The 23,860-nt window shown below is 46.1% G+C and carries 22 protein-coding genes; 6 read left to right on the top strand and 16 right to left on the bottom strand.

All coding sequences use genetic code 11. The features are described from left to right. Positions 1-51 precede the first annotated feature (51 nt). From BLR65_RS15585 to BLR65_RS15540, 10 genes are all read right to left on the bottom strand, one after another. Positions 52-645 carry a class I SAM-dependent DNA methyltransferase gene (locus tag BLR65_RS15585; protein ID WP_169716781.1) on the bottom strand — a complete coding sequence of 198 codons (594 nt, stop codon included), beginning with the start codon at positions 643-645 and terminating at the stop codon, positions 52-54. Further along, on the bottom strand, positions 635-1,171 hold the full coding sequence (locus BLR65_RS15580; RefSeq protein WP_093795111.1) for an ECF transporter S component: 537 nt from the start codon (positions 1,169-1,171) through the stop codon (positions 635-637). The genes BLR65_RS15585 and BLR65_RS15580 overlap by 11 nt, the downstream gene beginning before the upstream one ends. A gap of 29 nt (positions 1,172-1,200) precedes the next feature. Further along, the gene (locus tag BLR65_RS15575; protein WP_169716782.1) at positions 1,201-3,240 is read right to left on the bottom strand and encodes a TonB-dependent receptor; all 2,040 of its coding nucleotides are present in this window, start codon (positions 3,238-3,240) and stop codon (positions 1,201-1,203) included. A 158-nt stretch (positions 3,241-3,398) separates the two neighbouring features. After that, complete coding sequence (locus BLR65_RS15570) at positions 3,399-4,097, bottom strand: energy transducer TonB (RefSeq protein ID WP_093795109.1); 699 nt, start codon at positions 4,095-4,097, stop codon at positions 3,399-3,401. A 4-nt stretch (positions 4,098-4,101) separates the two neighbouring features. After that, entirely contained in the window at positions 4,102-4,512 is a 411-nt protein-coding gene (locus BLR65_RS15565; RefSeq protein WP_093795108.1) for an ExbD/TolR family protein, read from the bottom strand. Continuing rightward, a complete protein-coding gene (locus BLR65_RS15560; RefSeq protein ID WP_093795107.1) occupies positions 4,499-5,134 on the bottom strand; it encodes a MotA/TolQ/ExbB proton channel family protein in 636 nt (211 codons plus the stop codon). The genes BLR65_RS15565 and BLR65_RS15560 overlap by 14 nt, the downstream gene beginning before the upstream one ends. Before the next feature lie 250 nt (positions 5,135-5,384). Then, entirely contained in the window at positions 5,385-7,025 is a 1,641-nt protein-coding gene (locus BLR65_RS15555; protein ID WP_093795106.1) for a sensor histidine kinase, read from the bottom strand. After that, on the bottom strand, positions 7,022-7,714 hold the full coding sequence (locus tag BLR65_RS15550) for a response regulator transcription factor (protein ID WP_093795105.1): 693 nt from the start codon (positions 7,712-7,714) through the stop codon (positions 7,022-7,024). The genes BLR65_RS15555 and BLR65_RS15550 overlap by 4 nt, the downstream gene beginning before the upstream one ends. A gap of 88 nt (positions 7,715-7,802) precedes the next feature. Further along, positions 7,803-8,222 carry a DUF2680 domain-containing protein gene (locus BLR65_RS15545; protein ID WP_093795104.1) on the bottom strand — a complete coding sequence of 140 codons (420 nt, stop codon included), beginning with the start codon at positions 8,220-8,222 and terminating at the stop codon, positions 7,803-7,805. Positions 8,223-8,325: 103 nt separating this feature from the next. Next, positions 8,326-9,444, bottom strand: a complete 1,119-nt coding sequence (locus tag BLR65_RS15540) for an HD domain-containing phosphohydrolase (RefSeq protein ID WP_245692825.1) — start codon at positions 9,442-9,444, stop codon at positions 8,326-8,328. Positions 9,445-9,844: 400 nt separating this feature from the next. On the opposite strand from BLR65_RS15540, the gene BLR65_RS15535 reads away from it, so the two are divergent. Next, entirely contained in the window at positions 9,845-11,227 is a 1,383-nt protein-coding gene (locus tag BLR65_RS15535) for an NAD(P)/FAD-dependent oxidoreductase (RefSeq protein ID WP_093795102.1), read from the top strand. A gap of 50 nt (positions 11,228-11,277) precedes the next feature. On the opposite strand, the gene BLR65_RS15530 is transcribed toward BLR65_RS15535, so the two are convergent. The 6 genes from BLR65_RS15530 to BLR65_RS15505 form a co-directional block, all read right to left on the bottom strand. Continuing rightward, positions 11,278-12,567: an ArsB/NhaD family transporter gene (locus BLR65_RS15530; protein WP_093795101.1), complete on the bottom strand. Its 1,290-nt coding sequence runs from the start codon at positions 12,565-12,567 to the stop codon at positions 11,278-11,280. 214 nt (positions 12,568-12,781) lie between these two features. Next, positions 12,782-14,068: a nickel pincer cofactor-dependent isomerase, group 22 gene (locus BLR65_RS15525; RefSeq protein WP_093795100.1), complete on the bottom strand. Its 1,287-nt coding sequence runs from the start codon at positions 14,066-14,068 to the stop codon at positions 12,782-12,784. Next, a complete protein-coding gene (locus BLR65_RS15520; protein WP_093795099.1) occupies positions 14,050-15,318 on the bottom strand; it encodes a TRAP transporter large permease in 1,269 nt (422 codons plus the stop codon). The genes BLR65_RS15525 and BLR65_RS15520 overlap by 19 nt, the downstream gene beginning before the upstream one ends. A 3-nt stretch (positions 15,319-15,321) precedes the next feature. Beyond that, positions 15,322-15,795: a TRAP transporter small permease gene (locus tag BLR65_RS15515; RefSeq protein WP_169716783.1), complete on the bottom strand. Its 474-nt coding sequence runs from the start codon at positions 15,793-15,795 to the stop codon at positions 15,322-15,324. Positions 15,796-15,882: 87 nt separating this feature from the next. Further along, on the bottom strand, positions 15,883-16,887 hold the full coding sequence (locus BLR65_RS15510; protein ID WP_093795097.1) for a TRAP transporter substrate-binding protein: 1,005 nt from the start codon (positions 16,885-16,887) through the stop codon (positions 15,883-15,885). Between the two features lie 536 nt (positions 16,888-17,423). Next, complete coding sequence (locus tag BLR65_RS15505; RefSeq protein WP_093795096.1) at positions 17,424-18,224, bottom strand: transposase; 801 nt, start codon at positions 18,222-18,224, stop codon at positions 17,424-17,426. 252 nt (positions 18,225-18,476) lie between these two features. Here BLR65_RS15505 and larA point away from each other — a divergent pair, with 252 nt between their 5' ends. From larA to BLR65_RS15480, 5 genes are all read left to right on the top strand, one after another. Beyond that, entirely contained in the window at positions 18,477-19,754 is a 1,278-nt protein-coding gene (larA, locus tag BLR65_RS15500) for a nickel-dependent lactate racemase (RefSeq protein ID WP_245692822.1), read from the top strand. A 34-nt stretch (positions 19,755-19,788) separates the two neighbouring features. Next, a complete protein-coding gene (locus tag BLR65_RS15495; protein WP_093795094.1) occupies positions 19,789-20,088 on the top strand; it encodes a UxaA family hydrolase in 300 nt (99 codons plus the stop codon). Between the two features lie 2 nt (positions 20,089-20,090). Beyond that, a complete protein-coding gene (locus BLR65_RS15490; RefSeq protein ID WP_093795093.1) occupies positions 20,091-21,251 on the top strand; it encodes a UxaA family hydrolase in 1,161 nt (386 codons plus the stop codon). Positions 21,252-21,404: 153 nt separating this feature from the next. Next, on the top strand, positions 21,405-22,805 hold the full coding sequence (locus tag BLR65_RS15485) for a GntP family permease (protein WP_093795092.1): 1,401 nt from the start codon (positions 21,405-21,407) through the stop codon (positions 22,803-22,805). 102 nt (positions 22,806-22,907) lie between these two features. After that, on the top strand, positions 22,908-23,768 hold the full coding sequence (locus BLR65_RS15480) for a methyl-accepting chemotaxis protein (protein WP_093795156.1): 861 nt from the start codon (positions 22,908-22,910) through the stop codon (positions 23,766-23,768). The last annotated feature ends 92 nt before the right edge of the window (positions 23,769-23,860 follow it).

The raw sequence follows: 23,860 nt of genomic DNA, 5'->3' as shown, positions 1-23,860 counted from the left end.
CTAAAAAACGCAAATTCGCGGCTTTCATCTTACACTATTGCTTATTGGCGTCTAATTTTTGATCGCTTTGATAAAATAACGGTCAGCGGCGTCCAGCGTTTTGGTGACCTGATAACCTGCCGTTATTAGCCAGCCACCCACAGTTTCAGCTGACGCCAGCCGGTCATTTTTGACAGCCGCACTGTCCCGGTGAACGGCATTCACATGCTGCCGGGAGATGTCATGCATGATTACCAGAAAGCCTTTCTCTTTCAGATGGCTCCGCATGCGGGTCATAAACTTAAGCTTATCTTTGATATGCGGGAAAAAATTAAAGCACAGCACCGCATCAAAGAGATCCGTTTCCGGTTCAAACTCCATAATATCGGCAACAGTAAACGTAATACCGCCAAGCCCGCCGTATTTTTCCTCCGCCTTGGCAAGCATATTGGCCGAGAAGTCCACGGCTGTAATTTTTCCGGCGGAGCCAATGGCCTTTTTGATGAACGGCAGGAGCACACCGGTGCCGCTGCCGGCGTCCAGTACGTTAAATCCCGGTTCTAACCAGGCCATTTTTACCAGCTCAGTTATTTTTGAGGCATCAACTGTCCTCGTACTATCCCACTCATTGGCAATTTTATCAAAAAACTCGCATTCATTCCCCATGTACATTCACCTGCCTGCATGTCCCGGAAGCTGTTTCAAGCCTCTTTACCAGCAGCGGAACAAATAGTAATTGGATAATAATTCCTGGCAACCCGGTAGAAACGGCAGCAATCATATAGGTTAGAGGCTGAAGTGTAACGGACAATACGGTGACCATACCGGCCACTACCAGCATAGCGGCTAAACGGCCTGCCAGCATGGCGCCGATTAGTGACCATAGCAGCGGCAGCTTGCACTGGCGGTACAAATATCCGGCCACAGCGCCGTATACGCCTAATTCAGCTGTAATAATCGGCAGAAATGGCATTACCGGCGGCATACCGGTAGCAAAACTGCTAATAACCGGCGTCAGCAGACCAACAGCCAGGCCGCCTTTTACGCCGATCATCATACCTGCCATCAGCACCGGGATATGCATCGGCAGAAACACCGACCCCGCACCGCCGAAAAAGTGAAAGGCAAGCGGCAATGTCACCCCTAATGCAATAAACATAGCACCATAAATTAATTTTCGCGTAGAGTTCATGATTCACCTTCTCGCTTATAACATCACCGTTATATTTTTTGAGTCAGACTAACATAGTACGCACGTCCGGGCATCGGATAACCAATTTGCTCCACATACCGTTTGTCAAAAATGTTATCTACATACAGACTGATACTTCTTGTCTTGTCAAGCTCTCTCACTACAGCCAAATTATGAATGGTATAGCTGCCAATGGTATGAACCGTATTTTTATACAAGGCTTTCTGCTGACCGGTAAAATTCACGCTGTAGCGTACTTGCCAGGGCTTGGCGTCATATTGATAGGCAAGAGAGGCTTTGTGCAGCGGACGGTAGTCCAGCGCATCGGTCATGCCGGCGTCAGTACGGGTGGCTCCTTCTTTAGCCGTATGCTCGTTCGTATAATTAAGGATCAGCTTATTTTTATCGTCCAGTTTAAAGACGTTTTCCCACTCGGCACCCCACACCCTGGCTTTATCAATGTTATAGCAAAAGAACGGAAATTCATGCTGGAAGTTAATATAGTCCTCAATATCCTGATAATACAGGGTAACTTTTGTACTGTATTTATCACTTACTGTTTGTTCGACTCCCGTCTCATAGCTATATCCTTTCTCCGGTTTAATCTGCTGCCGGTAGCCGGGATTGATTGAACCGGCTTTTTTGGCCTGACTATAGTTTTGTGACCACCAGTAGTATTCCGCCATGGACGGCGAGCGCCACAACCGGTTTATCGAAATAAAAGTATTGGTTTTCGCATTATTGCGGAAAGACAAACTTAGCTTAGGCGACAGGGAACCGGTATCATAATCACGCATCTCCGTGCCTCTGGAGTCATCCCGGCCTGCTGACAAATGATCATACCGCAAGCCTGCATAAGCGGACCACCGGTCATTTAATTTCCAGTTATCATCCACATAGGTTCCCCACAAATTGATCTTTTGCGACGGATAAATCTGATCGGTTCCTCCTGCCGGGCGAATATCATAATATCCATAACCGTAACGCAGCCGCTTATATTCGCCCCCATACCCGATGGTATGGCCATTGACTGTCATTTGACCGGATAAACCAATGTTGTCGGATTTGTCGCTTACAATGGTACGATCAAGGTCAACCGCCGTACCTGCGGCATTATAATTGACCTCCCGGCGTTTCTCATCATTCTTCCAGTAGTCAACCTGCCAAAAGCCGTTGCCCGTCTTATGCTTATAGGCAAAATCATAATAGGTATTGTACTTTTTCCAATACGCACCCGGATTAAGCGCATAGGAACGGGAGGGACTAAAAGAGGGAAACGGCGACAAGCTCTCGCCATCGCTGGCCGGATAGCTAGGATCGTAATTCACCCCCGGCACATTGGCAATAATATACCCCCGTTTTGTTTCCGTACGGTTGACGCCAAATAAAATATTATCATCTTTCGTTATATCATAACTCAGCCGCAGACCGTATTGCTTGGCGTCATAGTCATTGTTGCGCAGATACGCGTCTGCGCCTGTTTTATTGGCAATAATATTGAAATTTAACTTTCCGGCCGAACCGCTATAGTTAAACAAATAGTCATACCGGCCGTTGCTGCCTGAAAGAATATTAATTTCCCCGCCATTTACCCCTTTGTCACGGGTAATAATGTTAATTACACCGCCAAGGGTATTGCCGTGGGCGGCTGATTTTCCCCCTTTGATAATTTGAATTTTCTCCACTGTATTAAGCGGAATGGTAGTCCAGTCTATGTACTGTCCGCCCATAACCCCGGCGGAATTGATTTGTCGGCCGTTTAAGAGCACCGTATAACGTCTGGCGTCAAAGCCCCGCAGCTTGACCGTGCCGTCCTGGTTGTCGCCGGCAGTAGCCCGCTGCTGAATATCAATACCGGCAGAGCTGCGTAAAAGTTCGGGAATCGTGGACGCTTTGCCCGGACTAACAGTCTTGACATTAACGGTTGTATCCGCATTGCTTTTGACAACTCCTTCCGCCTGAATCACAATTTCTTCAAGGTTGAAGGTTGGCGTTTCCTCTGCCATTGCAGAACTTCCGGCCAGCATCATACCGGCCACTGCCGCAATGGCAAGTAATTTTTTATTCAATATTTCTGCACCTCTCCCACAAACTTCAAAAATAAAAGGCATAAAGACCAAGGGGATCATCACATCCCCATAAGGCTTCATACCTTAGATCATCGCTATAATCTTGCTATTAGCTGCGCAATATCAATATCCAACACACAAAAGAATATTTAGGCGTGCTAATTCAATTCAAAAACTACCGAAAACGTTGTATAGCAGCGAACAGCCTCGCCGCTGCCGACTTCCTGCGCCGGTACAAACCGCCACCTGCGAACGGCGCGCAGCGCAGCTTCATCAATAGACTGCCTGCCGGAAGAACGCACAACAAACACCTCGCCGGGCCGGCCATTTTCCAATACTTCGACTTTTACTTTTACCGTGCCGGCAAAACCTTCCTGCCTGGCATCGTCCGGGTAATCGGGGTCAACTCTGTTTAAAACCCGCGGTGCCGCTATTTTTCTAGGTTGCGGTGGAGCTGCCGTCAAACTTGCCGCCGCTGCTTCTCCGCCGGCAGCATTGCCTGCTGCCACTGCCGGTACTGCGGCGTCGGCCAAGCCATTGCCACCGGCAGACACAGCGGCCGCCGGACTAACGCGTTCGGCAATGCCGTCACTGGCTGCCGCACTTGCGGTCATTGGCCGCAAGGAATTTGCCACACCGGGTTGGATAACCGAACTGGCCGCCTGCGGCATGGTGATCGGCACAGGAGCAGCCTGAGCCGGCAGAGCGCTACTGCTAACCAGCTCCATCTCGATCGTTTCAGGTTCTGCCGCTTGACTGAATAGACCGCCCCCTAACCAGCCTGCTCCGATAAACAGCAGGCAGTGAAAACAGCAGGAGAAGACCACGGCACGCCGGCCATAGGATTGTTCCAGCATGCTCTCACCTCTGCGCCTGTTCTGTAGCCACAGCTACTTTTTTTATGCCTAACGCTTTAAGCTCATCCAGAACCGTTACCACCCGGCCGTATTCCGCCTGCTTGTCCGCCCGCAGAATAAATGCCGCTTCCGCCTGACGGGCAAGCTGAGCCTGAATACGCGCTTTAAATAGTTCCGGCGGAATCTGCTCCTGGTCGATATAGATAATTCCGTCTTTTGCAATCGTAATGGCAACGTTCTTGGCCAACTCGGCTTGGGCAGCAGCCGCTTGCGGCAAATTGACAGGCAAGGTCCGCTGCTCCACCATATATAAGGTACTCATCATAAAAAACACCAGCAAAAAGAAAATGATATCAATCATGGGAATAATCATAATCCTGGGCTGGCGCTCCAACCGCAAATTACGCAGTTTCACGTCTGTCACTCCGTCTCTTGGCTTCAATCAGTACCGCGCTGCACTCTTCCATACCGGTGATAATCGTATCCAGCCAATGGCTAAAATAAGTATGAACAATCAGTGCCATAACGGCTACACAAAGACCGGTAGCCGTCGCTACCAGCGCCTCACCGACACCGCCGGTAATTGCCTGAGGCTGTCCCGCCTTAATATTCATAATGCTAAAAGAGGAAATCATTCCGATGACCGTACCTAACAGTCCCAAAAGCGGCGACAAAGTAACAATCGTGTCAAGATACCCAAGCTTGTTCCTAAGTTTCGCCGCCGACTGAGCGGCGGCAGCAGTCATAGCACTTTCTAAATCACAGGCATCAAAGCGAATATTTTCCAGCCCGCGCGCCACCATCATGCCCGTAACACCGCCGGCACCGGCACATGCCTTTTTGGCGCCTTCCCAGTCATAGCGGTCAAGGGAAACCATAAGCTCATGCAACAGTTTTTTGTCGTCGGTCGCCGCCCTGCGATAAACCATATACCTTTCTACAGCAATCGTTACAACCAGCAACGAACACAGAAGCAGCGGATACATCACCAGACCGCCCTTTTTAAACAGTTCCAGACTACTGCCAATAACCTCCATATAACTGTAACTCCCCCCTCTTACTAGTTAAATTAAGTTTTAACCCTACGCACCTCCAAAATAAAAAACCACAAAGATTTCCGGTCATTCTTAACCGTACACCCTTCGTGGTTTTATTTGTTCACATTATACTCTTGTTTTTGCCTTGCGACCTGCACAGCCTTCATAGCTGTATTTGTTAAAATAATAACATAATTTCAATCACTTTGACAATAGGAATTTTTCTTGCATTGGTATTTGCTGTCGGCGTTTAACTCAATGCCGTTTTGGCAAGCGGAAACTTAATTAAAAAAACTGTTCCCTGACCTGCTTGGCTGCTTACCTCAGGCTCCGCTCCATGGAGATTTATGATTTCCCTGGCAATAGCCAGCCCTAAGCCGGTACCGCCGCCGGTACGGGTATGGGCTTTATCGGATTTGTAAAACCGTTCCCAGATATACGGTAAATCTTCTGCCGAAATACCGACACCGGTATCAGCGATGGTGAGTGTCTCCCAACCATTGCCTGCCGCTAAAGAAACCTTGACCGTTCCACCGGCCGGCGTAAACTTAAACGCGTTATCTAGCAGAATAAGCACCATTTGTGTTAATCTGTCGCCATTGCCCTGAATATCCGGCAGATCTTTCTCAACATCCGTCAGCAAGGTTACCCTCTTTTCCTCACTGCGCTGACCGAATAAGGCGGCAAGGTTGTCAACAATCTCAGCCAACGATACCGGCTCTGTTTCCAGTGAGGCGGTCCGGGCCTCCAGTTGACTGAGATCCAAAAGCTCATGAATCAGCTTCTCCAGCCGTACTGATTCGTCCCGCATAATTTTGTGGTATTTTTCCGCCTGTTCGGGCTCAGATATTGTCCCGTCCAAAAACGCTTCATTATAACCGCGCATAATGGTTAGCGGTGTTCTAAGTTCGTGGGATACATTGGCAACAAAATCGCGTCTGAGTTTATCGGTTTTTTCAGTCTTCCTGACAAAATCATTGAGTGCTTCGGCCAGTAAATTCAATGACCGGCTTAAATCTCCCACCTCATCGTTGGTCTTGACCTTAGCCTGAACCGAATAATCACCGCCCGCCATGGCCGAGGCAACCGCTTGCATAGACTTCAAAGGCCGGATAATACCGGCAGAAAGATAATTCGCAATAAAAATCGTAATAAGGATACCTACCGTTCCCGAAGCGGCAATATACCAGTAGATCCGGTTAAGAAAACTATCAAAACCGGCTAAAGGAGCATTTATTAGCACGGTTCCCCGGGATTGTCCATCGTCGCGGATAAGAGGAACGGCGACAAGCAGCATATTTTCTTCATAATAAGGATGATAAACAATTTTAGTCCAGGCTGTCCCCGCGGACTCTGTCAGTTGTTGTGTTACCCCTTCCATTCCGTCTATCGACACCAGATTTTTCGGCTGGCCGGGTCCCGGTTCCTTGCCCGGCAGCATACCAGGAGGAGGCAGCATACCATGTCTCCTGCCGGTTCCGTGCCGCCAACCCATTCCCTGTCCTTCCGGCGGCATATCACAATCCGGCCTTCTGTCCAGAGGACTTTTCTTCATCATACCGGCCCGGTGATGAAAAGTCCCTACAGGTGCCTGCCGCTCTTCGGAAGCGGCAAGCAAATTAAGCGAATTGTCCACGATCCATACTCTGGCGCCCAGTATACTGTCAATACTATTAATAAACCCGGCCAGTTGGCCATAATTAATTTCTTCATCATAATATCCATTGACCACCCGTGCGGTTTCATAGGCTTTCTCAGTCAGCTCGCGTTCCTTGCTGGCGAAAAAGTAATCCCGGATGAGCAGCGAAACCCCGGTTGAGACAATTGCCAGAACTAAGGCAACGACAATAATGAAACTGCCCAACAATTTGTGTTGCAGTGATATTCTCACTTTTTCACCTCAAACTTATAACCTATGCCCCATACTGTTTTTATATCCCACGGTGTCGCTGTGCCAATCGCCAATTTCTTACGAATTCGTTTGATATGAGTGTCAACCGTACGCGTATCTCCACAATAGCTATATCCCCAGACACTCTCCAACAACTGTTCCCGCGAAAATGCCCGGCCCGGATGCGAGGCCAAATGCCATAATAACTCCATTTCTTTGTTAGCTAGGGAAACCTCGCGGCCATAGGCCTTAACCGTATGCTCGGCCATATCAATGAGGAGCTCGGGATAATTGATAGCGGCTTCCGGCTGTTGCCTGGGAGCGTCCAGCCGGCGCAATACAGCCTTAACCCGGGCAACTACTTCCCGGGAGTTGAAAGGTTTGGTCACATAATCATCCGCTCCGATCTCAAGCCCCAGGATACGATCCTCGTCCTCTGCCCGCGAGGTCAACATGATAATCGGTATGTTTGAGAATTTGCGAATTTGACGGCAAACTTCCATTCCGTCCAGTACAGGCATCATAATATCTAAAATAATGATATCCGGTTTATATTCCTGGTTCTTTATCAACGCTTCGGCACCATCCGCCGCTTCCTGAACCACAAATCCTTCTTTTGTTAAATAAAGAGCCAATAATTCCCGAATTGCTTGTTCATCATCTACAATGAGTACCGTTTTGCCGGTCATGTTTTTCACCTCTTATCTCAAGCATACCACAAGCTGCGTCTGCCCAAAAGAGCCTGCCGCAAACTGCAGCAGGCTCTTTCTCTATTTACTATTGTTGAGCCGGAACGTTGTTATATACACAACCACCGTTTGCCGGTCCCATGCCTCGTCCATGATGCCGCATGCCAGGACCAAACCCCATACCCATCATGCCGAAATTACCGTTTTTTATGCATTGCTCCATAAAGGAAATATGTTCATCGGCCTGAGACTGCGTTATCCAGCCCCACTCAACCTCTTTTTGCAGCATTTGCTTTCTTTGTTCAAACATTTCTTTTTGCCAGGTAGCAATCTGGGCTTTTTGTTCATCAGTCATGTTGGCTAATTGCGCAGCGGTCGGTCCACAGGGTCTTGGAAAAAAACCAGGCTGTCCCTGATCGGAATTGGCGTCCGGTGCTGCTAGGGCTACTGCACCGATCAATGAAAGAACCAGCACCCCAATCAAGGCAAAACCAGTAATTTTTTTCATGTCAATCACTCCTTATTTTATTATTTGTCTTAAGTATAGCGCATTTTTCCAGCTGAAGTGTGACAGAAGTGTGAACAAAGAGTGAACGATCATCAAATCTTGCTTATGACACCGCCGCGCCCTCATACAAAGACGACTGAATGTCCGGCCGCTCCCGCCGCAAAACACAAAAGAATGCGTCCAGGATCTCCGGATCAAACTTGGTTTCCCGCCCGGAACGCATCACCATCATCGTCTGCTCAAGATTCATGGCTTTCCGGTAGATCCGGTCGGAAGTTATGGCTTCATACACATCGGCAACGCTTAAGATCCGGGAAATCAAGGGAATTTCCTGTCCTTTTTTCCTGCTGGGGTAACCCCGGCCATCATAACATTCATGATGATACAGAATATATCCCGCAATTTTCTCTAATTGCTTAATGCTAATCAGCGCGTCATACCCTATTTGCGGATGTTTCTGGATAATGGCAAATTCACTGTCAGTAAGCTTGCCGGTTTTATTTAAAATTTGTTCAGGTATACCGATTTTTCCAATATCGTGAAGCACGGCAGCAATGGCCAATTCACTCATAACGGCAGAACTAAGCCTAAGTTCACTGCCAATGGATAGCGCAATATCCCGCACCCGGATGGAGTGTTCGCCGGTATACTTATCGCGACTGCCAATTAAAGTGCTTAACGAAGTAACTGTCTCAACAGCTAATTGCCGATTTTGCTGTTCCAGTTCAGTTCTTTCCGTAACATCAACAGTGAATTCCAGCACATAATCCACTGCCCCGTCACTTCCCAGGATGGGCACCACCGTCTGATCCAGATACTTAACCACGCCGTCATGGTTCACTTCCTGCTTGGTACGCATGTGAATTTGGCCGGTGGTAAGCGCCTGGCCAACAGGGCATTGGGGGCAGGGACCATCCTTGTTAAATGCCTCATAGCACTTAGTATGGATAGCCTTTTCATGAGGAATACCGCGGATAGCGGTTGCTGCCTCATTCAGCATAAGTATTTGAAAGTCAGGAGAGATGGCAGTAATGGCGCAGGGACTATGCCGCCAAAAGATATCAAATAATTTTTCCTTATTGACTAAACGTGTGCCGTTCTTAACTGCCAGTATGCCGTTCGCACCATAACCAGGACTCTTCCTATGATGTAAAGCGGCAGCAATATAAAGAACAATAACTAGAATGAACAAATTAAGTACAATAACCAAAAGTACATCCATCCCTGGCACGACTTTCCCCCCAACCCATATTTAACCGTATTACTTTAATAATAGCAGAAAAAGATGAACTGCGGAGTCCCCTATTAGAAAAATTTTTATTATATTTTCAGAAAGTAGTATGCAACAAGTACTCTTAATCATAATGTGCATCATTGTGCACACATGACGCATTGTCAACAGATCAAAATAATATAATTTTTATTCATGATTGATAACTAAGGATTGATTTGCTATTTACAAACCTTCTTTGGTAAAGTATACTGTGTAACGGTTCGTGCCACAATCATTTAGAAAACCCGGCTAACGCCGAGCCTTTGGCGAGAGCACTAGCCGCTGGTTGCACTTATGTCAAACAGAATTCAATTACAAATTCTGTTTGACCAAGAAAGGTGGTTTTCGTATGGCAAAAAAATTTGATATCGGCATTGTCGGCGGTGGTCCGGCAGGCGTATTCGCGGCTTATGAACTTGTCAACAATAACCCTAACATCAATATTATTTTAATAGAAGCCGGACATGATATTTATTCCCGGTGTTGCCCCATTTCCGAAAAAAAAGTATCTGACTGCATTAAATGCAATCCCTGCAGTATCATGCGCGGTTTTGGTGGCGCCGGTGCATTCTCCGACGGCAAATACAACTTTACCACCCAATTCGGCGGCTGGCTGAATGAATATATTACTGATCAGACCGTACTCGATCTAATTGATTATGTTGACCAAATCAACTTGAAGTACGGCGCCCCGGCGGAATATTTCAGCACGCAAAACAGCAACCTGGGTAAAGACGCTTTAAAATTCGATTTGCATTTACTTGATGCCAAAGTACGTCATTTAGGAACGGAAAATAATTTAAAAATCCAGCAAGCATTGTACGATTATCTCAAAGAAAATATCACCATGCTGTTTGGCGTAACCGTCAATGCAATTAAAAAGCAAGGCACTACCTTTTGCCTGGAAACGTCCAAAAACGAAACCGTGGAATGTGATTATCTGATCGCCGCTCCCGGCCGCGCCGGCTCTGAATGGTTTTCCCACCAATGCCGCGACCTTGGTCTGTCTTTAACCAATAATCAAGTTGACGTCGGCGTACGGGTGGAAATACCGGCCGAGGTCTTCCAGCATATTACCGATGAAGTCTATGAGGCCAAACTGGTATACCGGACCAAACAGTACGGCGACTTAGTGCGCACCTTCTGCATGAATCCCAAAGGCTATGTGGTAGCGGAAAATACCGACGGCATCGTAACTGTCAACGGTCATAGCTACCGGGATGAAAAACTGCACAGCAAAAATACCAACTTTGCTCTCCTGGTCAGCAACCGGTTTACCGAACCGTTTACCGAACCCCATCAATACGGCAAAAGAATCGCTTCCTTCTCCAACATGCTCGGCGGCGGGGTCCTGCTGCAGCGGTTCGGCGATCTCTTAAAAGGCCGCCGCACCAACGAACACCGTCTGTCGAAAAGTTTTACCCAACCAACCCTGAAGGCAACCCCGGGCGATTTAAGCTTAGTATTGCCCAAACGCCATCTTGATAATATTATTGAAATGATTTATGCCCTGAATAAAATTGCCCCCGGCATGACCAATGACGACACCTTGCTCTATGGCGTCGAAGTTAAATTCTACAGTTCACGGCTTAAGCTGACCGAAGAACTGGAAACCCAGATTGAAAACATGTTTGCCATCGGCGACGGTGCCGGAATTACCCGCGGCCTGTCACAAGCCAGTGCCAGCGGCGTGCATGTTGCCAGAATTATAACCGAACGTCTAAAAAAATAGACATAGCGAAAACCGCCAGGCAAAATATTTCTTTCGCCTGGCGGTTTGTATTACATAAGATACCGCAGATAAACATAAGCACTGGCCATTAAAATTGACAACAGCATTAACGGAAAAGCAATCTTTAAAAATCTCATAAAGGAAAGAGGATACCCTTCCTGCGCAGCCAGGCCGGCCACAATAACATTAGCGCTGGCTCCCACCAAGGTGCCGTTGCCGCCCAGGCAGGCCCCCAGCGCCAGACTCCACCAAAGCGGTTCCAGATTCGTTATTCCCAAGGCTCCCATATCTTTGATTAAGGGTATCATCGTGGCCACAAAAGGGATATTATCAACAAAGGCTGAAGCAAGCGCACTAAGCCAGAGAATAAGCATAGCCGTAGTAACCGGATTGCCGGCTGTCAATTCCATCGACTTTTGCGCCAGCAAAGAGATTACCCCGGTATCGACAAGCCCGCCAACTAAGATGAACAGACCGACAAAGAAGAGCAGCGCTACCCATTCCACCTTATGGAAAATCGATTCCAATTCATGATCAGAGTTTTTCTTAGCCAGAATCAGCAGTAAAACAGCGCCAAAGATTGCCACTGTCGCCGACTCCATGTGAAGCTGTTGATGGAAAAAGAACAGGGTAACGGTAAGCGCCAGAACTGCCAGACTAATCCTTAACAATTTACTGTTCTTAATCTGTTTACCGGGGTCAAGACTCATAATCTTTTCGCTTAACTCTTTAGTGGTCCTAAGCTGCTTGCGATAAATCAGCGCTAATAGTAATATAGTCACAATAAGAATGGCAAAGGATATGCCGGCAAGATTATTAATAAAAGCCAGAAAATCCAGCTCTTTTACGGCACTGCCAATCATGATATTCGGTGGATCGCCGATCAAGGTTGCCGTACCGCCGATGTTGGCGGCAATAATTTGCGATATCAGATAAGGAGCCGGTTTGACATTCAGTTGTTTCGTAATGCTTAGGGTTACCGGCACGATTAGCAGCACCGTTGTCACATTATCCAGCAAAGCCGAACATAAAGCGGTTATAAAACTCAAGGCAACCATTAGCTTCAGCGGATTTCCGCCCACCGCCTTGGCGGCCCAAATCGCGAGGAACCGAAACAACCCGGTTTCACCGGTAATCGCCACAATAACCATCATACCCACCAATAATCCCAAGGTATTAAAATCAATATGATGAATGGCCTGTTCCTGGGTCAAAACCCCAAACATAATGACAAGTACCGCCCCTGCTAAAGCAACAATCGTACGATGAATTTTTTCTGAAATAATTAACCCATAGGCGATAAGGAATATACCTATGGCAATAGTGGCCTGATTCGCCATTATCTCACTCCTTAAATTTATTTAGATCTTCTCCTGAAAAAAAACAGAAGGAGCCCTTGGCGACAGGCTCCTCCTCAGATAAAACATATTTTTTTGTGACTCTATCATAAGCAAAACCCGGACGATTGTCAATACTGCCCTTTGCTTGCATTCGATACTTTTCCCACTAAAAGTAAAGCTATGAAGCGATCATAACGTCAGCAGCCGGTCATTCTTACCATGCCAATATGAGTTCTCTATTATTATTAAACATCTCAGTTACAGCCGTGTTTTCAACAATATATTGGGGCGGTACTTCCTTAAGCAATGCCGGTGAAATATACATTTTGCTAAGCGAAAGCGTGTTTTTGATAAACACGATTCGTGCACTGTCCCAGTCGACGGCCCGGCCGCATGTCTTGATGGCGATGCGCACGGCTTCATAATCGTCAGGCATCCTCACAGGCACAAAACACCGCTCTAAAAAACCGGAAGTAATCGTGTTAATATACGTCTTTTTAAAATCCACTTTACTATAGAGACGTTCGGTAATAACGTCCGGAATTCCCAAACCAACTGCATTCCCCCCGGATTCTTTAGTTAAATCCAGGGCCACTATCCGCTTTGCTCCTCCCGGTTCGTCGATAACTTCCTCAATACGCATCCGCTTCGTAACATTGGGGTCTATCCCGACACCTGAAATATTTTTCCCCATTTCCTGAACAACCAGGACATCCAGGTTGTCAAAAGGAATTTGAGGCAGCAGCGTTTTGGACAGTATCAACAGTTCCTTTTCCCGTGCAAAAAGGTTATTGGCTCCCAATACTTCGATGATTGCAGTTTCATCAAACTTATTTTCAACTATAGCAACTGCCGCTATTAACGGAATTCGTTTCAACACAATAGCAGTCACTTGCGGTATAAGTTCCCTAAGGCCTCTAATACCGTGGCGATGAACGGCCTCAGCCTGTGCCCGCTTGCCTATCCCAATTGTCAGCATTTTTACGACGCCACTCTCATGAGGGCCGTGGAAATCCGTGTGTGCCTTAACGCGATTAATAGGCACAATGCCGTCCAGTGCCAGCGCGTTTCTATCGGCGTACACAGGATGACCGTTAACATCCCCCACCTGCTCGACTTCCATGCCGGAAACAATCGGCACCCCGAGATATTCTTCGGTAAGTCCATAATCGGCCAAAACAGCTTTCTGGCCTTCAGCCGTAGCGCCACCATGACTGCCCATGGCCGGCAAAACAACTACCTCTGCCCCTGCCGACTGCAGCAGGCCGACAACATGTTTAACAATTTCCTTGATATTGCAAATTCCCCGGCTGCCTGACAACACACCGATTTTTTTGCCTGCCAGTGATTTTCCCGTCGTTTGGCGTTTGAATCCTTCGTCAAGCTGGCGGAATATATCGACAAGTTCTAGTTTTTCCGGTCTCTCTGTGTCTGTTATTAAGTACAATGCCTGTTTCATTGATACACCGCCTTCCAAGAATACTATTTTCCGATTACCCATGTTGTTACTCCCGGCACATAGGTAATTAGCATGAGCACTGCCAGCATAATGCCGATAAACGGAAGAATTGCCCGGCTTAGCGTTACTAAAGGGACTTTCGATACATTGCTGGAAACATACAGGGCTGTCCCTACCGGCGGAGTCAACAGGCCGATCGTTAAGTTTATTACCATCATCAAACCAAACTGAACAAGGTTAACCCCCAGTGACTGCGCTACCGGCACCAGCACAGGCACCAGCAAAATAATAGCCGGCCCGCTATCCAAGAACATACCGACAATAAGCAGCAGAATGTTGATCATAAATAAAATAATAAGTTTGTTGTCGGAAATACTTAAAATGGACTCGGTAATTTGCTGCGGTATTTGTTCACAGGCTAACAGCCAGCTAAATAACGAGGCTGTGGCAATCAGGAAAGAAATTGTGGCCGTACTAATGACGGCTTCCCCAAAAATAGTAGGCAAATCGCTCCACTTCAGTTCCTTATAAATAAACTTGCCGACCACGAGTGCATATACGGCAGCGACAACTCCGCCTTCGGTCGGTGTAAATATGCCGCAGCGAATGCCGACAATAATAATTACCGGCATCATGAGCGCCCAAATCGATTCTTTAAAGGAAACCCACCGTTCAGGCCAGGACTTGGTTCCTTCAAAAGGATAACCACGCTTAATGGCTATATAGTGGGAATAAACCATAAAGCCGCCGGCAATCAGAACCCCCGGCACAAACCCGGACATAAACAGATCACCGATAGAAGCGCCGGCTGACACTCCGTAAATAATCATTGCAATACTGGGCGGAATAATCAGGCCGATACTGCCGGCAGCAGCTACCAGCGCGGCGGAAAACTCTCTGTGATAATTGCGTTTGGTCATTTCCGGCACCATGATGCTTCCAATGGCAGCCGTATCGGCAACACCGGAACCGGAGATACCGCCCATAATGACCCCGGTAATGGAAACCACATGCGCCAAGCTACCGCGGATGCCCCCTACCAGTGAAAGAGCAAATCCAATAATACGGCTGGTAATCCCTCCTTTTTCCATAAGCGATCCTGCGAGCATGAAGAAAGGGATCGCCATCAACGGAAAAGAATCTACCGCGGCAAACATCCGCTGTAACACTACTTGCAAGGGATAATTACCGACCAACACCATAGCTGCTAAGGAGGCTATACCCAAAACAAACGCAATTGGCACTCCAAGAAAAACAAAGGCGACAAAAGTTGAAAATAATATGGGAGCCAAGTTCTAAGACCTCCTTTGCCAACACTCTTCATACAAGTTTTTAGCTAAGTAAAAAATAATCAGCACACCACTCACCGGCAAAACCATATATACCCACCGCATGGGTATTTGCAGAGCGGCACTTACCTGCCGCGTGCCCAGTGTCATCATATTTACTGCCGCATATACCAAAACACCGGCAAATACCATCATTGACAAATAGCCAAAAACGATAACTGCTTTTTGTAAAAGAGGCGGTAACTTGCCTACCAGAACATCGAGAGCCACATGGGCTTTATTGCGTACAGCCAAAGCCGTACCGAGGAATGTCATCCACACAAACAAATACCTGCCCACTTCTTCTGACCAGGTCAGTGAGTTGCTAAAAGCGTAGCGGGCAATTACCTGTACAAATATGATTGCTACCATGCCCAACATTAGTAAAAAGCATATTCCTAAAAGCAATTTGTACAATTTTTCTTCGATTGCAGAAAACACAGGCATTTCCCCTTTCTTAGTAGAGGATTTCTCCGGATAGATTCACCCCCGGAGAAATCCTCTGTTTTGGAGCGGTATACGTTCTAATTACTTACCAGCTTCAATAATTTTATTATAGAGGTCAATTCCGTATTTTTCAGCAAACTCCTTATGGGTAGTTTGTGCTAGTTTAGCCCACTCGGTCGTATCCGGTTTGGTTACCTGCATGCCTTTTGCCTGTAAATCCTTGAATAAATCATTGGTTTTTTCAGCAACTAATTTATTTTCGTATTCAGTAGCTTCTTTGGCGGCTTCACTAATTGCTTTTTGTTGTTCAGGCGTCAGTTTCTCCCACGTCTTATTGCTCATCGCCATAATGACATACTCATACTTGTGATTCGTCATAGCAATATACTTTTGTACTTCATAAATTTTACCGGCGTGAATGTATGGTACGGGATTTTCCTGGGCCTCAATTACGTTTTGTTGTAATGCCGTGTACACTTCCCCCCAGGCCATCGGTGTGGGATTGGCCCCCATCGCTTTCCATGCGGCAACCATAGGCGGAATCTCAGGCACCCGGATTTTTACCCCTTTAATGTCATTAAGTGAATTAACCGGCTTATTCGTCGTTAATTGACGCGGGCCGCGTTCCCAGAAAGATAGTCCCCTAATGTTTGAACTTTTCAGCAAATTATCGAGTAGTTGATCACCGATTGGTCCGTAGATTACCTTGCGTAAATGTGCTTCATCTTTAAACAAATAAGGCATTTCCATAATTTGCAACGAAGGCTCAAAATTGCCAAGGACGCCGGCAATTAAGGCAAAATCCACAGAACCCATTTGCAGGCCTTCAGCCATATCACGGTCATTACCTATTGTAGAGTTTGGAAATACTTGGACTTTTACTTCGCCGTTAGTCTTTTTCTCAACAAGTTCGGCAAATTTTTTCGCGCCTTGATGCCACAAATCAGTTTCACTTTGAATATGCCCTAGTTTTAATGTAACAGGCTTCTTAGCGGAGCCAGAATCACTTTTTGCGCTGTTCCCGCCGCATCCAGCCAATGCCACAATGCTAAATACTAACAACAATACCAAAGAAAGTCTCTTCATAATTTCCCCCTATATTTTTATTTAGTGCCAGTCAAACTCTACTCTTACTTAATTTATCCCCCCTTATCCTGCTAGTCAAAGTCTTTGGCACTATAAAACACATATAACAGCGCTACTGCTGTTCGTCTTTTCTCCTTGCAAAATTTATTATGCAAAATTCGTGCCACTTTTTGGATTAATCTTTATATTTCCGCAATACCAGCAATATTGCGGACAAGTTATCAAAATCATTGTATAATTATAATTAGTCGCATATTATGTTATTACAAATTGAAAGCCTAATATATCAATATAACGATATATTAGGCTAATTAATTCAGCGAATTCCATTATTAACGTATCATATTTCAATATGAAATAGTATTTTTCATATTGAAATATGATACTTATTGGTTAACCCCTCTCTTACAAACAGCTCAATTATATGAAAATTAAACAGCCGAATTAGGCTGTTTAATTTTTTTGTCATCACAAAGATGTTAATTAATGTCTACTGCACAAAAGATACCTTTTGAAAGCGATCATCTTTTAATCCGCTAAAAGTCACTTGCCATATTTTCCATACCAAAGCAAAAATTTATACGCTCACAGATATCTCTGTATTCGGCTTTCTTATCCACAACTGTATTCTTTTTGGGCCTGCCCAATGCCGGCCCGGATAAACGAATTCTATTTTCCTTGCAATAAGACAGATTGTCTCTGTTTCGATAGATTTTATCCGCAAGCACTCGCTTTGGATAGCATCCGTACCTTTCTCGATACCGTTCTACCTCTGTCTTCAACAGCTCGCTTTCGTTATAGGCCTCAAAACTTTGTTTCTCTAATCGGACAAGTCCATTTACGACACTGATGTCCAGTTTGGCTCCAAATTCCGTCGCCGCCTTCGCCTTTCCCCTTACAATCGGCCGCAGATAGGGTTGTCGTAAGTTTACAATTCGCTGGCCGACACTATGCTGACGGTGATCATACATGTATTTTTGCTGTTTTCTGGCGGTCTCGGTTCTTTTAATGATTTCTTCGTTGATTGCCGCTAGTTTTTCAGGTGTCAGGCGTTTACGGAATCTCACCATAGCAGATGCGTCAAATGGCGCCTTATATTCATAGCCGGGCAAACCGCAGAAGAACTGCAGATATGGATTTTCCTTGATCTGTTCAACCGTTTCTTCGTCTGAATAGCCATATTCGATTTGGATAAGCAACGCTCCCAAAGCCATACGTGCTGGCTTGGCAATCTGGCCCTTAAATCCTTTGAACAACCTGGCATAGTCTGTTTCGATTTGATCCCATGGAATGAGTTCGGCTTTTTTAACCCAGCGATTTCTCGGACTCAGATGCATTCCGACCGGCTGGTTGAAATCTTCAAATGTGATCTGTTTAGATGGAGTATTGTTGGAAACGCCCGATATGTGCACAGTGAACAAAAAATAAGTTGCCTACCAATTATTGTTGTCAATAGGGCACAAAGGGCTTCGGCTGAAAAGATTGAAAATTTATAACATTGATAGTTATATGACAGTTGTTATCTAATTTATTAATTTTGATTTCTGCCGAAAAATAAATAATCGGTGAATTTGCGTTGGAAGGAGTAAATGATGACTACAATTAAGATTCCTTACGGTAAAACTTTTATGGAAGCCAACGTAGCGGAAGAACGCATCGAAGCAGTCTTGGAATCCAGTGCCCATCACTACAGACCAGAAGCTGCGGAAGCAGAACTTGTTAAGCAGTCGCTCGAACATCCTGTCGGTTCGCGACGTCTGCGTGATTTAGCTAAGGGATGTCACAAAATTGTTATTATTGCAAGTGACCATACCCGTCCGGTTCCAACAAAAATCATGGCACCGCAAATGCTTGCAGAAATTAGAAGCACTAATCCGGAGGCAGATATTACGTTTCTGATTGCTACCGGCTTTCATCGCGCCAGTACTCAGCAAGAGCTTTTGGACAAATTTGGCGATGATATCATGAAAAACGAAAAAATTGTGGTTCATAACTGCTGGGATAAGGATAATTTGGTCGATATAGGCAAACTCCCCTCCGGCGGTGCTCTTGTGATTAACAAACTGGCAATGGAGGCTGATTTATTAATCTCTGAAGGGTTCATTGAACCGCATTTATTCGCCGGTTTTTCCGGCGGACGAAAAAGTATTTTGCCGGGTATTGTCAGCGGCGTAACCGTTATGGCTAACCACTGTGCTAAATTTATTGCCCATGAAAAAGCAAGAGTAGGGATACTTGATGGCAATCCAATCCATATTGATATGCTGTATGCTGCACAACAGGCTAAGCTGGCATTTATTCTAAATGTGGTAATCGACGCCGATAAGCGAATTATAAAAGCCTTTGCCGGCGATAGGGAACAAGCTCACATTGCCGGCTGTAAATTTGTCAGCGGTCTGGCCAAAGTGGCAGCAAAGCCTGCCGATATTGTAATTACTTCAAATGGCGGGTATCCACTGGATCAAAATATTTATCAGCTTGTAAAAGGATTATCTTCTGCGGAGGCTACTTGTAAGCCAGGCGGTGTTATTATTATTTGCGCAGCTTGTAACGATGGGCATGGCGGAGATACCTTTTATAAATGGTTTCAGGAAGCGCCGGGCGGGGCGATGGAAATTATGGATAAAATTATGAAAATCCCGTCAGAGTCAACTATCCCAGATCAGTGGGCAGCTCAAATTATCGCCCGTGTCCTATTAAAGCATACCGTTATTTTAGTAACGGACCAGTGTGATCATCAGATAGCAAAAACCATAGGTATGAAAACCGCTTATACTCTTGAGGCGGCTTTAAAAACCGCCGGACAGATTGCCGGTTCACACTCCAAAATTACAGTCATTCCTGATGGAGTTGCGGTTATAGTGTAAAAATTATAGAACAAAAAGATTGGAGGGTAAGATTTTGGCCATTGATGCAATTATGTTAAACCCGGCAGATAATGTCGCAACAGCTGTTCAAGTACTTAAGGCGGGACAGAAGGCAGATGTCCGTTTGGGACATGATATTAAACAGGTCCTGATCGGCGAGGACATTCCTTACGGACATAAAATTGCCGTATATTCCATTCGGAAGGGACAAGACATCATAAAATACGGAGAAGTTATCGGGCGGGCAACACAAGATATTCTTGCAGGGCATCATGCCCATGTTCAAAATATTGAAAGTTTGCGCGGTCGCGGTGATTTGCAGAAGGAGGCTTAGTTATGAATTTTATGGGTTATCGTCGCGCTAATGGAACAGTTGGGACACGAAATTATGTTGGCGTTTTGTCAGCGGTTGTATGCGTTAACGAGGTAGTAGAGGCAATTGCCGGTCAGGTTCAGGGAACGGTCAGATTCACGCACCACCAGGGATGCTGTCAGACTCCGCTTGATATCGGGCGTGTTAACCATACTCTGGTCGGACTGGGGAGCAACCCCAATCTGCATTCTGTAATCATTGTCAGCTTGGGATGTGAGAGTACCGACTTAACGGCCGTCATTAAAGGCATCCAGGCCAGCGGCAAGCGAGTGGAGCATCTGGTCGTGCAGGAAATCGGCGGCGCGGCGCGGACCACGGCGCAAGGCATACTCCTGGCTCAGGAAATGGTGCGGGAGGCGTCTTTACAGCAACGGGAAGCCTTTCCAATCAGCGAGCTGGTTTTAGGTATGAAGTGCGGCAGTTCAGATACAACATCCGGTTTAGTGCCCAATCCAGCTATTGGGGTAGCTTCCGATTTATTGGTAGCGGCAGGCGGAACATCCGTATTGGGAGAAGTTACCGAATTTATCGGCGCAGAACATATTTTGGCCAGACATGCCGCTAATGAGCAAGTGGCACAAGGCATTCTGAACCTGGTTTCGCGTATGGAGAAACGCGCTATGGCTGTAGGAGAAGATATTCGGGGCGGACAGCCTACCGGCGGCAACATTAAGGGCGGCCTTACCACCATCGAAGAAAAGTCTTTAGGTGCTATTGCCAAAGCCGGGTCTGCGCCTATCCAGGCGGTTTACGAATATGGCGAACGGCCGCAGGTCAGAGGGCTGGTTGTTATGGACTCACCGGGCCGGGAGCCGGAAATTCTAACCGGCTTAGCAGCTGCCGGCTGCAATATTATTGCTTTTGCGACCGGTCGGGGAGCGCCGCAAGGATTTCCTTTTGTACCGGTATTAAAAATTACCGGCAGTCGTACCGCGGCTGAGAAAATGAGCGACCATATTGACATGAATCTCAGTGCGGTGATCGACGGGGGCGACACCATTCCCGACGCGGGACGGCGTGTTTTGGAAGAATTGGTAAGCGTCGCATCCGGCGGTATGACAAAGGCGGAAATATCCGGGTATACCAACTCAATGGATATTTATATGTGGGGGCCGGTGATTTAATTTGCATTGAGGAGTGATGAAAGAAAAAACATAAGCTTGCGGACAACTGAAATCTCTATACATTCCAGGAAACGTTCTTTATATGCAGTGTTGTACTGAGGGGCCGGCGCGCCCCTCAGAGTTCACCTATATGACGAAACTGGAGGAATGATTATGGGCAGTATTATTGCATTAATTCTCGGAATTGCCGTACTTTTATGGATGATTATCAAGACTAAAATTCAGGCTTTTCCGGCACTTATTTTTACCTCAATTTTAGTTGGACTACTGGCTGGACTACCGACCGCCGAAACTATGAAGGCGGTCTCAGGTGGATTTGGCGGAACATTGGGTAGTATCGGCATTGTAATCGGGTTTGGCTGCATCATGGGGAAATTTCTTGAAAAAAGCGGTGCAGCTAAAAAAATGGCGCTCACCATCCTGCGAATGGTTGGAGTAAAAAATGCGGATGTGGCGCTTGGTCTATCGGGGTTGCTTGTTGGCATACCTGTATTTTGTGACTCAGGTTTTGTTATTCTTTCCGAGCTTGCCAAGGAGTTTTCCCGTATAACCAAACGATCTATGGTTGGATTAGGCGGAATACTTGGCATGGGCTTATATATTACGCATTTCTTGGTTCCGCCAACCCCCGGACCTTTGGCGGTAGCAGGCTTTTTTAAAGTTGACCTTGGCATTATGATTCTATGCGGCATTTTATTATCAATCCCAATTTTCTTAATTTCTCTTGCCTATTTCCGGCATGTTGAAAAAAGATTTCCGGCGTTAATTCCGGAAAGGACATTAGACGATCTCAGCATTAATGGTGAACAAAAACAAACCCTTGAAAATATCCTGGCCAAACATAAATCTATGGAGGAACTGACCGGAGAGGATTTTAAAGAAATCGCAGCAACCGAACAACTTCCCGGAACGCTGCTATCTTTTTCACCCATTGTCGTACCTGTCCTGTTAATATTGGCCAATACCATTGCCGGTGCTTTAAAAGTTGGTGGAGTTGCCGGCAGTGTTATTGGCATCTTGGGTAACCCTATTGTTGCTGTGTTCATTGCAGTTTTACTGTCCGTATACGGTTTGTGCGCCACTCTTACCCGAGAAGAGGCTCAGAAAATAATGGAAAGCTCGCTTGCCGACGCAGGCCTTATTATTCTGGTAACCGGTGCGGGCGGCGCGTTGGGAAATGTAATTCGAGTGACAAATATCGGCGATACCATCGCTCATGGGATTATTGCTCTGAGTATTCCGGTTATACTGGTGCCGTTGCTGCTGGGAGCTCTTTTGCGGATCCCGCAAGGTTCCGGTACGGTTGCTATGATCACCGGCGGGTCCATTTTGGCTCCAATGTTGCCTACACTTGGTCTGGAACCGGTTATTGCGGCGCTGTGCCTGTGCAGCACAGCTATGTTTATTTCGTATCCTAATGATAGCTATTTCTGGGTTGTTACCCGTTTTAGCGGTATGGATGTTAAGACAAGCCTCAAATCATGGTCGATTGGAACTGCCATTATACCGGTGAGCGCTTCGATTATACTAATAATTGTTAATGCATTTTTGTAATTAAAATTTATTCAAATAATAACATAAAGCATCATCTCTCACGAGGTGGTGCTTTATGTTATGAGTTTATATAAACTTCTTAATACAATGGAGGATGATAATATGGAATGGAAACATCGAATATCAAAAGAAGTCGCCGAAAATATTGTGCGGATCATACATGAGGCTACCGGTCATAACGTTAACATCATGGGTGAAGGAGGCGAAATCATTGCGACAATGCAACCTCACCGGTTGGGTACAATTCATGAGGGCGGTCGAAGAGTAGTTTCCGGAGAAGCAGCATTCGTATCCCTTACTTCCGAGCAGGCTGCTGCAATGGAAGGCGTTTTGGCAGGTTACATGGGTGCGATTGAAATGGATGGAGAGAGAATTGGTTGTATGGGTATCACCGGCGAGCCTGAGGAGGTTAAACCATTACAAAAATTGGCATCTCATATTGTCGTTGAGCAACTTAGAAAAGAAAAAGAACAACAGGCAAAACAAATAATGTTAAATAGAGTAGCTAATAAAATTCAAGATGCTTCTTCGAACATCCAGGAAGTTGCGGCCGGGGCGGAAGAAATCGCTGCTACCAGCCATAATATGGAAATTACTGCGAAACAAATCGAAGACTATATTAATGATATCAATCAGGTGCTGGATTTGGTTGGCTCGATTGTAAAGCAGACCAATTTGCTGGGACTGAATGCTGCGATTGAAGCTGCACGGGCAGGAGAATACGGGCGTGGCTTCAGCATTGTAGCCGAGGAGGTACGTAAGCTTTCAGCTAATTCGGCCAGTTCGCTGCAAAATATCAACAAGGTATTGTTTGAGACAAAATCTTCAGTTTATAGTATTGTAAATGGTATCGAGAAAAATGCCATTACCACAGAGCAGCAATCCAGTGCGCTACAGACAATCGGAGAAAAAATTATGGAAATTGAAAGCGAGGTAACAGAACTTGTTCGGCAAGACAGTTAAGCGGTAACTAATTGAGAAAATTTTACAATAGTAGTATATTATATATTATATGTAAAAACCGCAAATTTATGTCAGTAAGGTTGACATTTATC

It is taken from the genome of Sporomusa acidovorans (genome assembly GCF_900101845.1).
In the GTDB taxonomy this organism is placed as follows: Bacteria; Bacillota; Negativicutes; order Sporomusales; family Sporomusaceae; genus Sporomusa; species Sporomusa acidovorans.
Note: the sequence above shows the minus strand (reverse complement) of the source record. Positions and strands in the feature narration are given on the sequence as shown.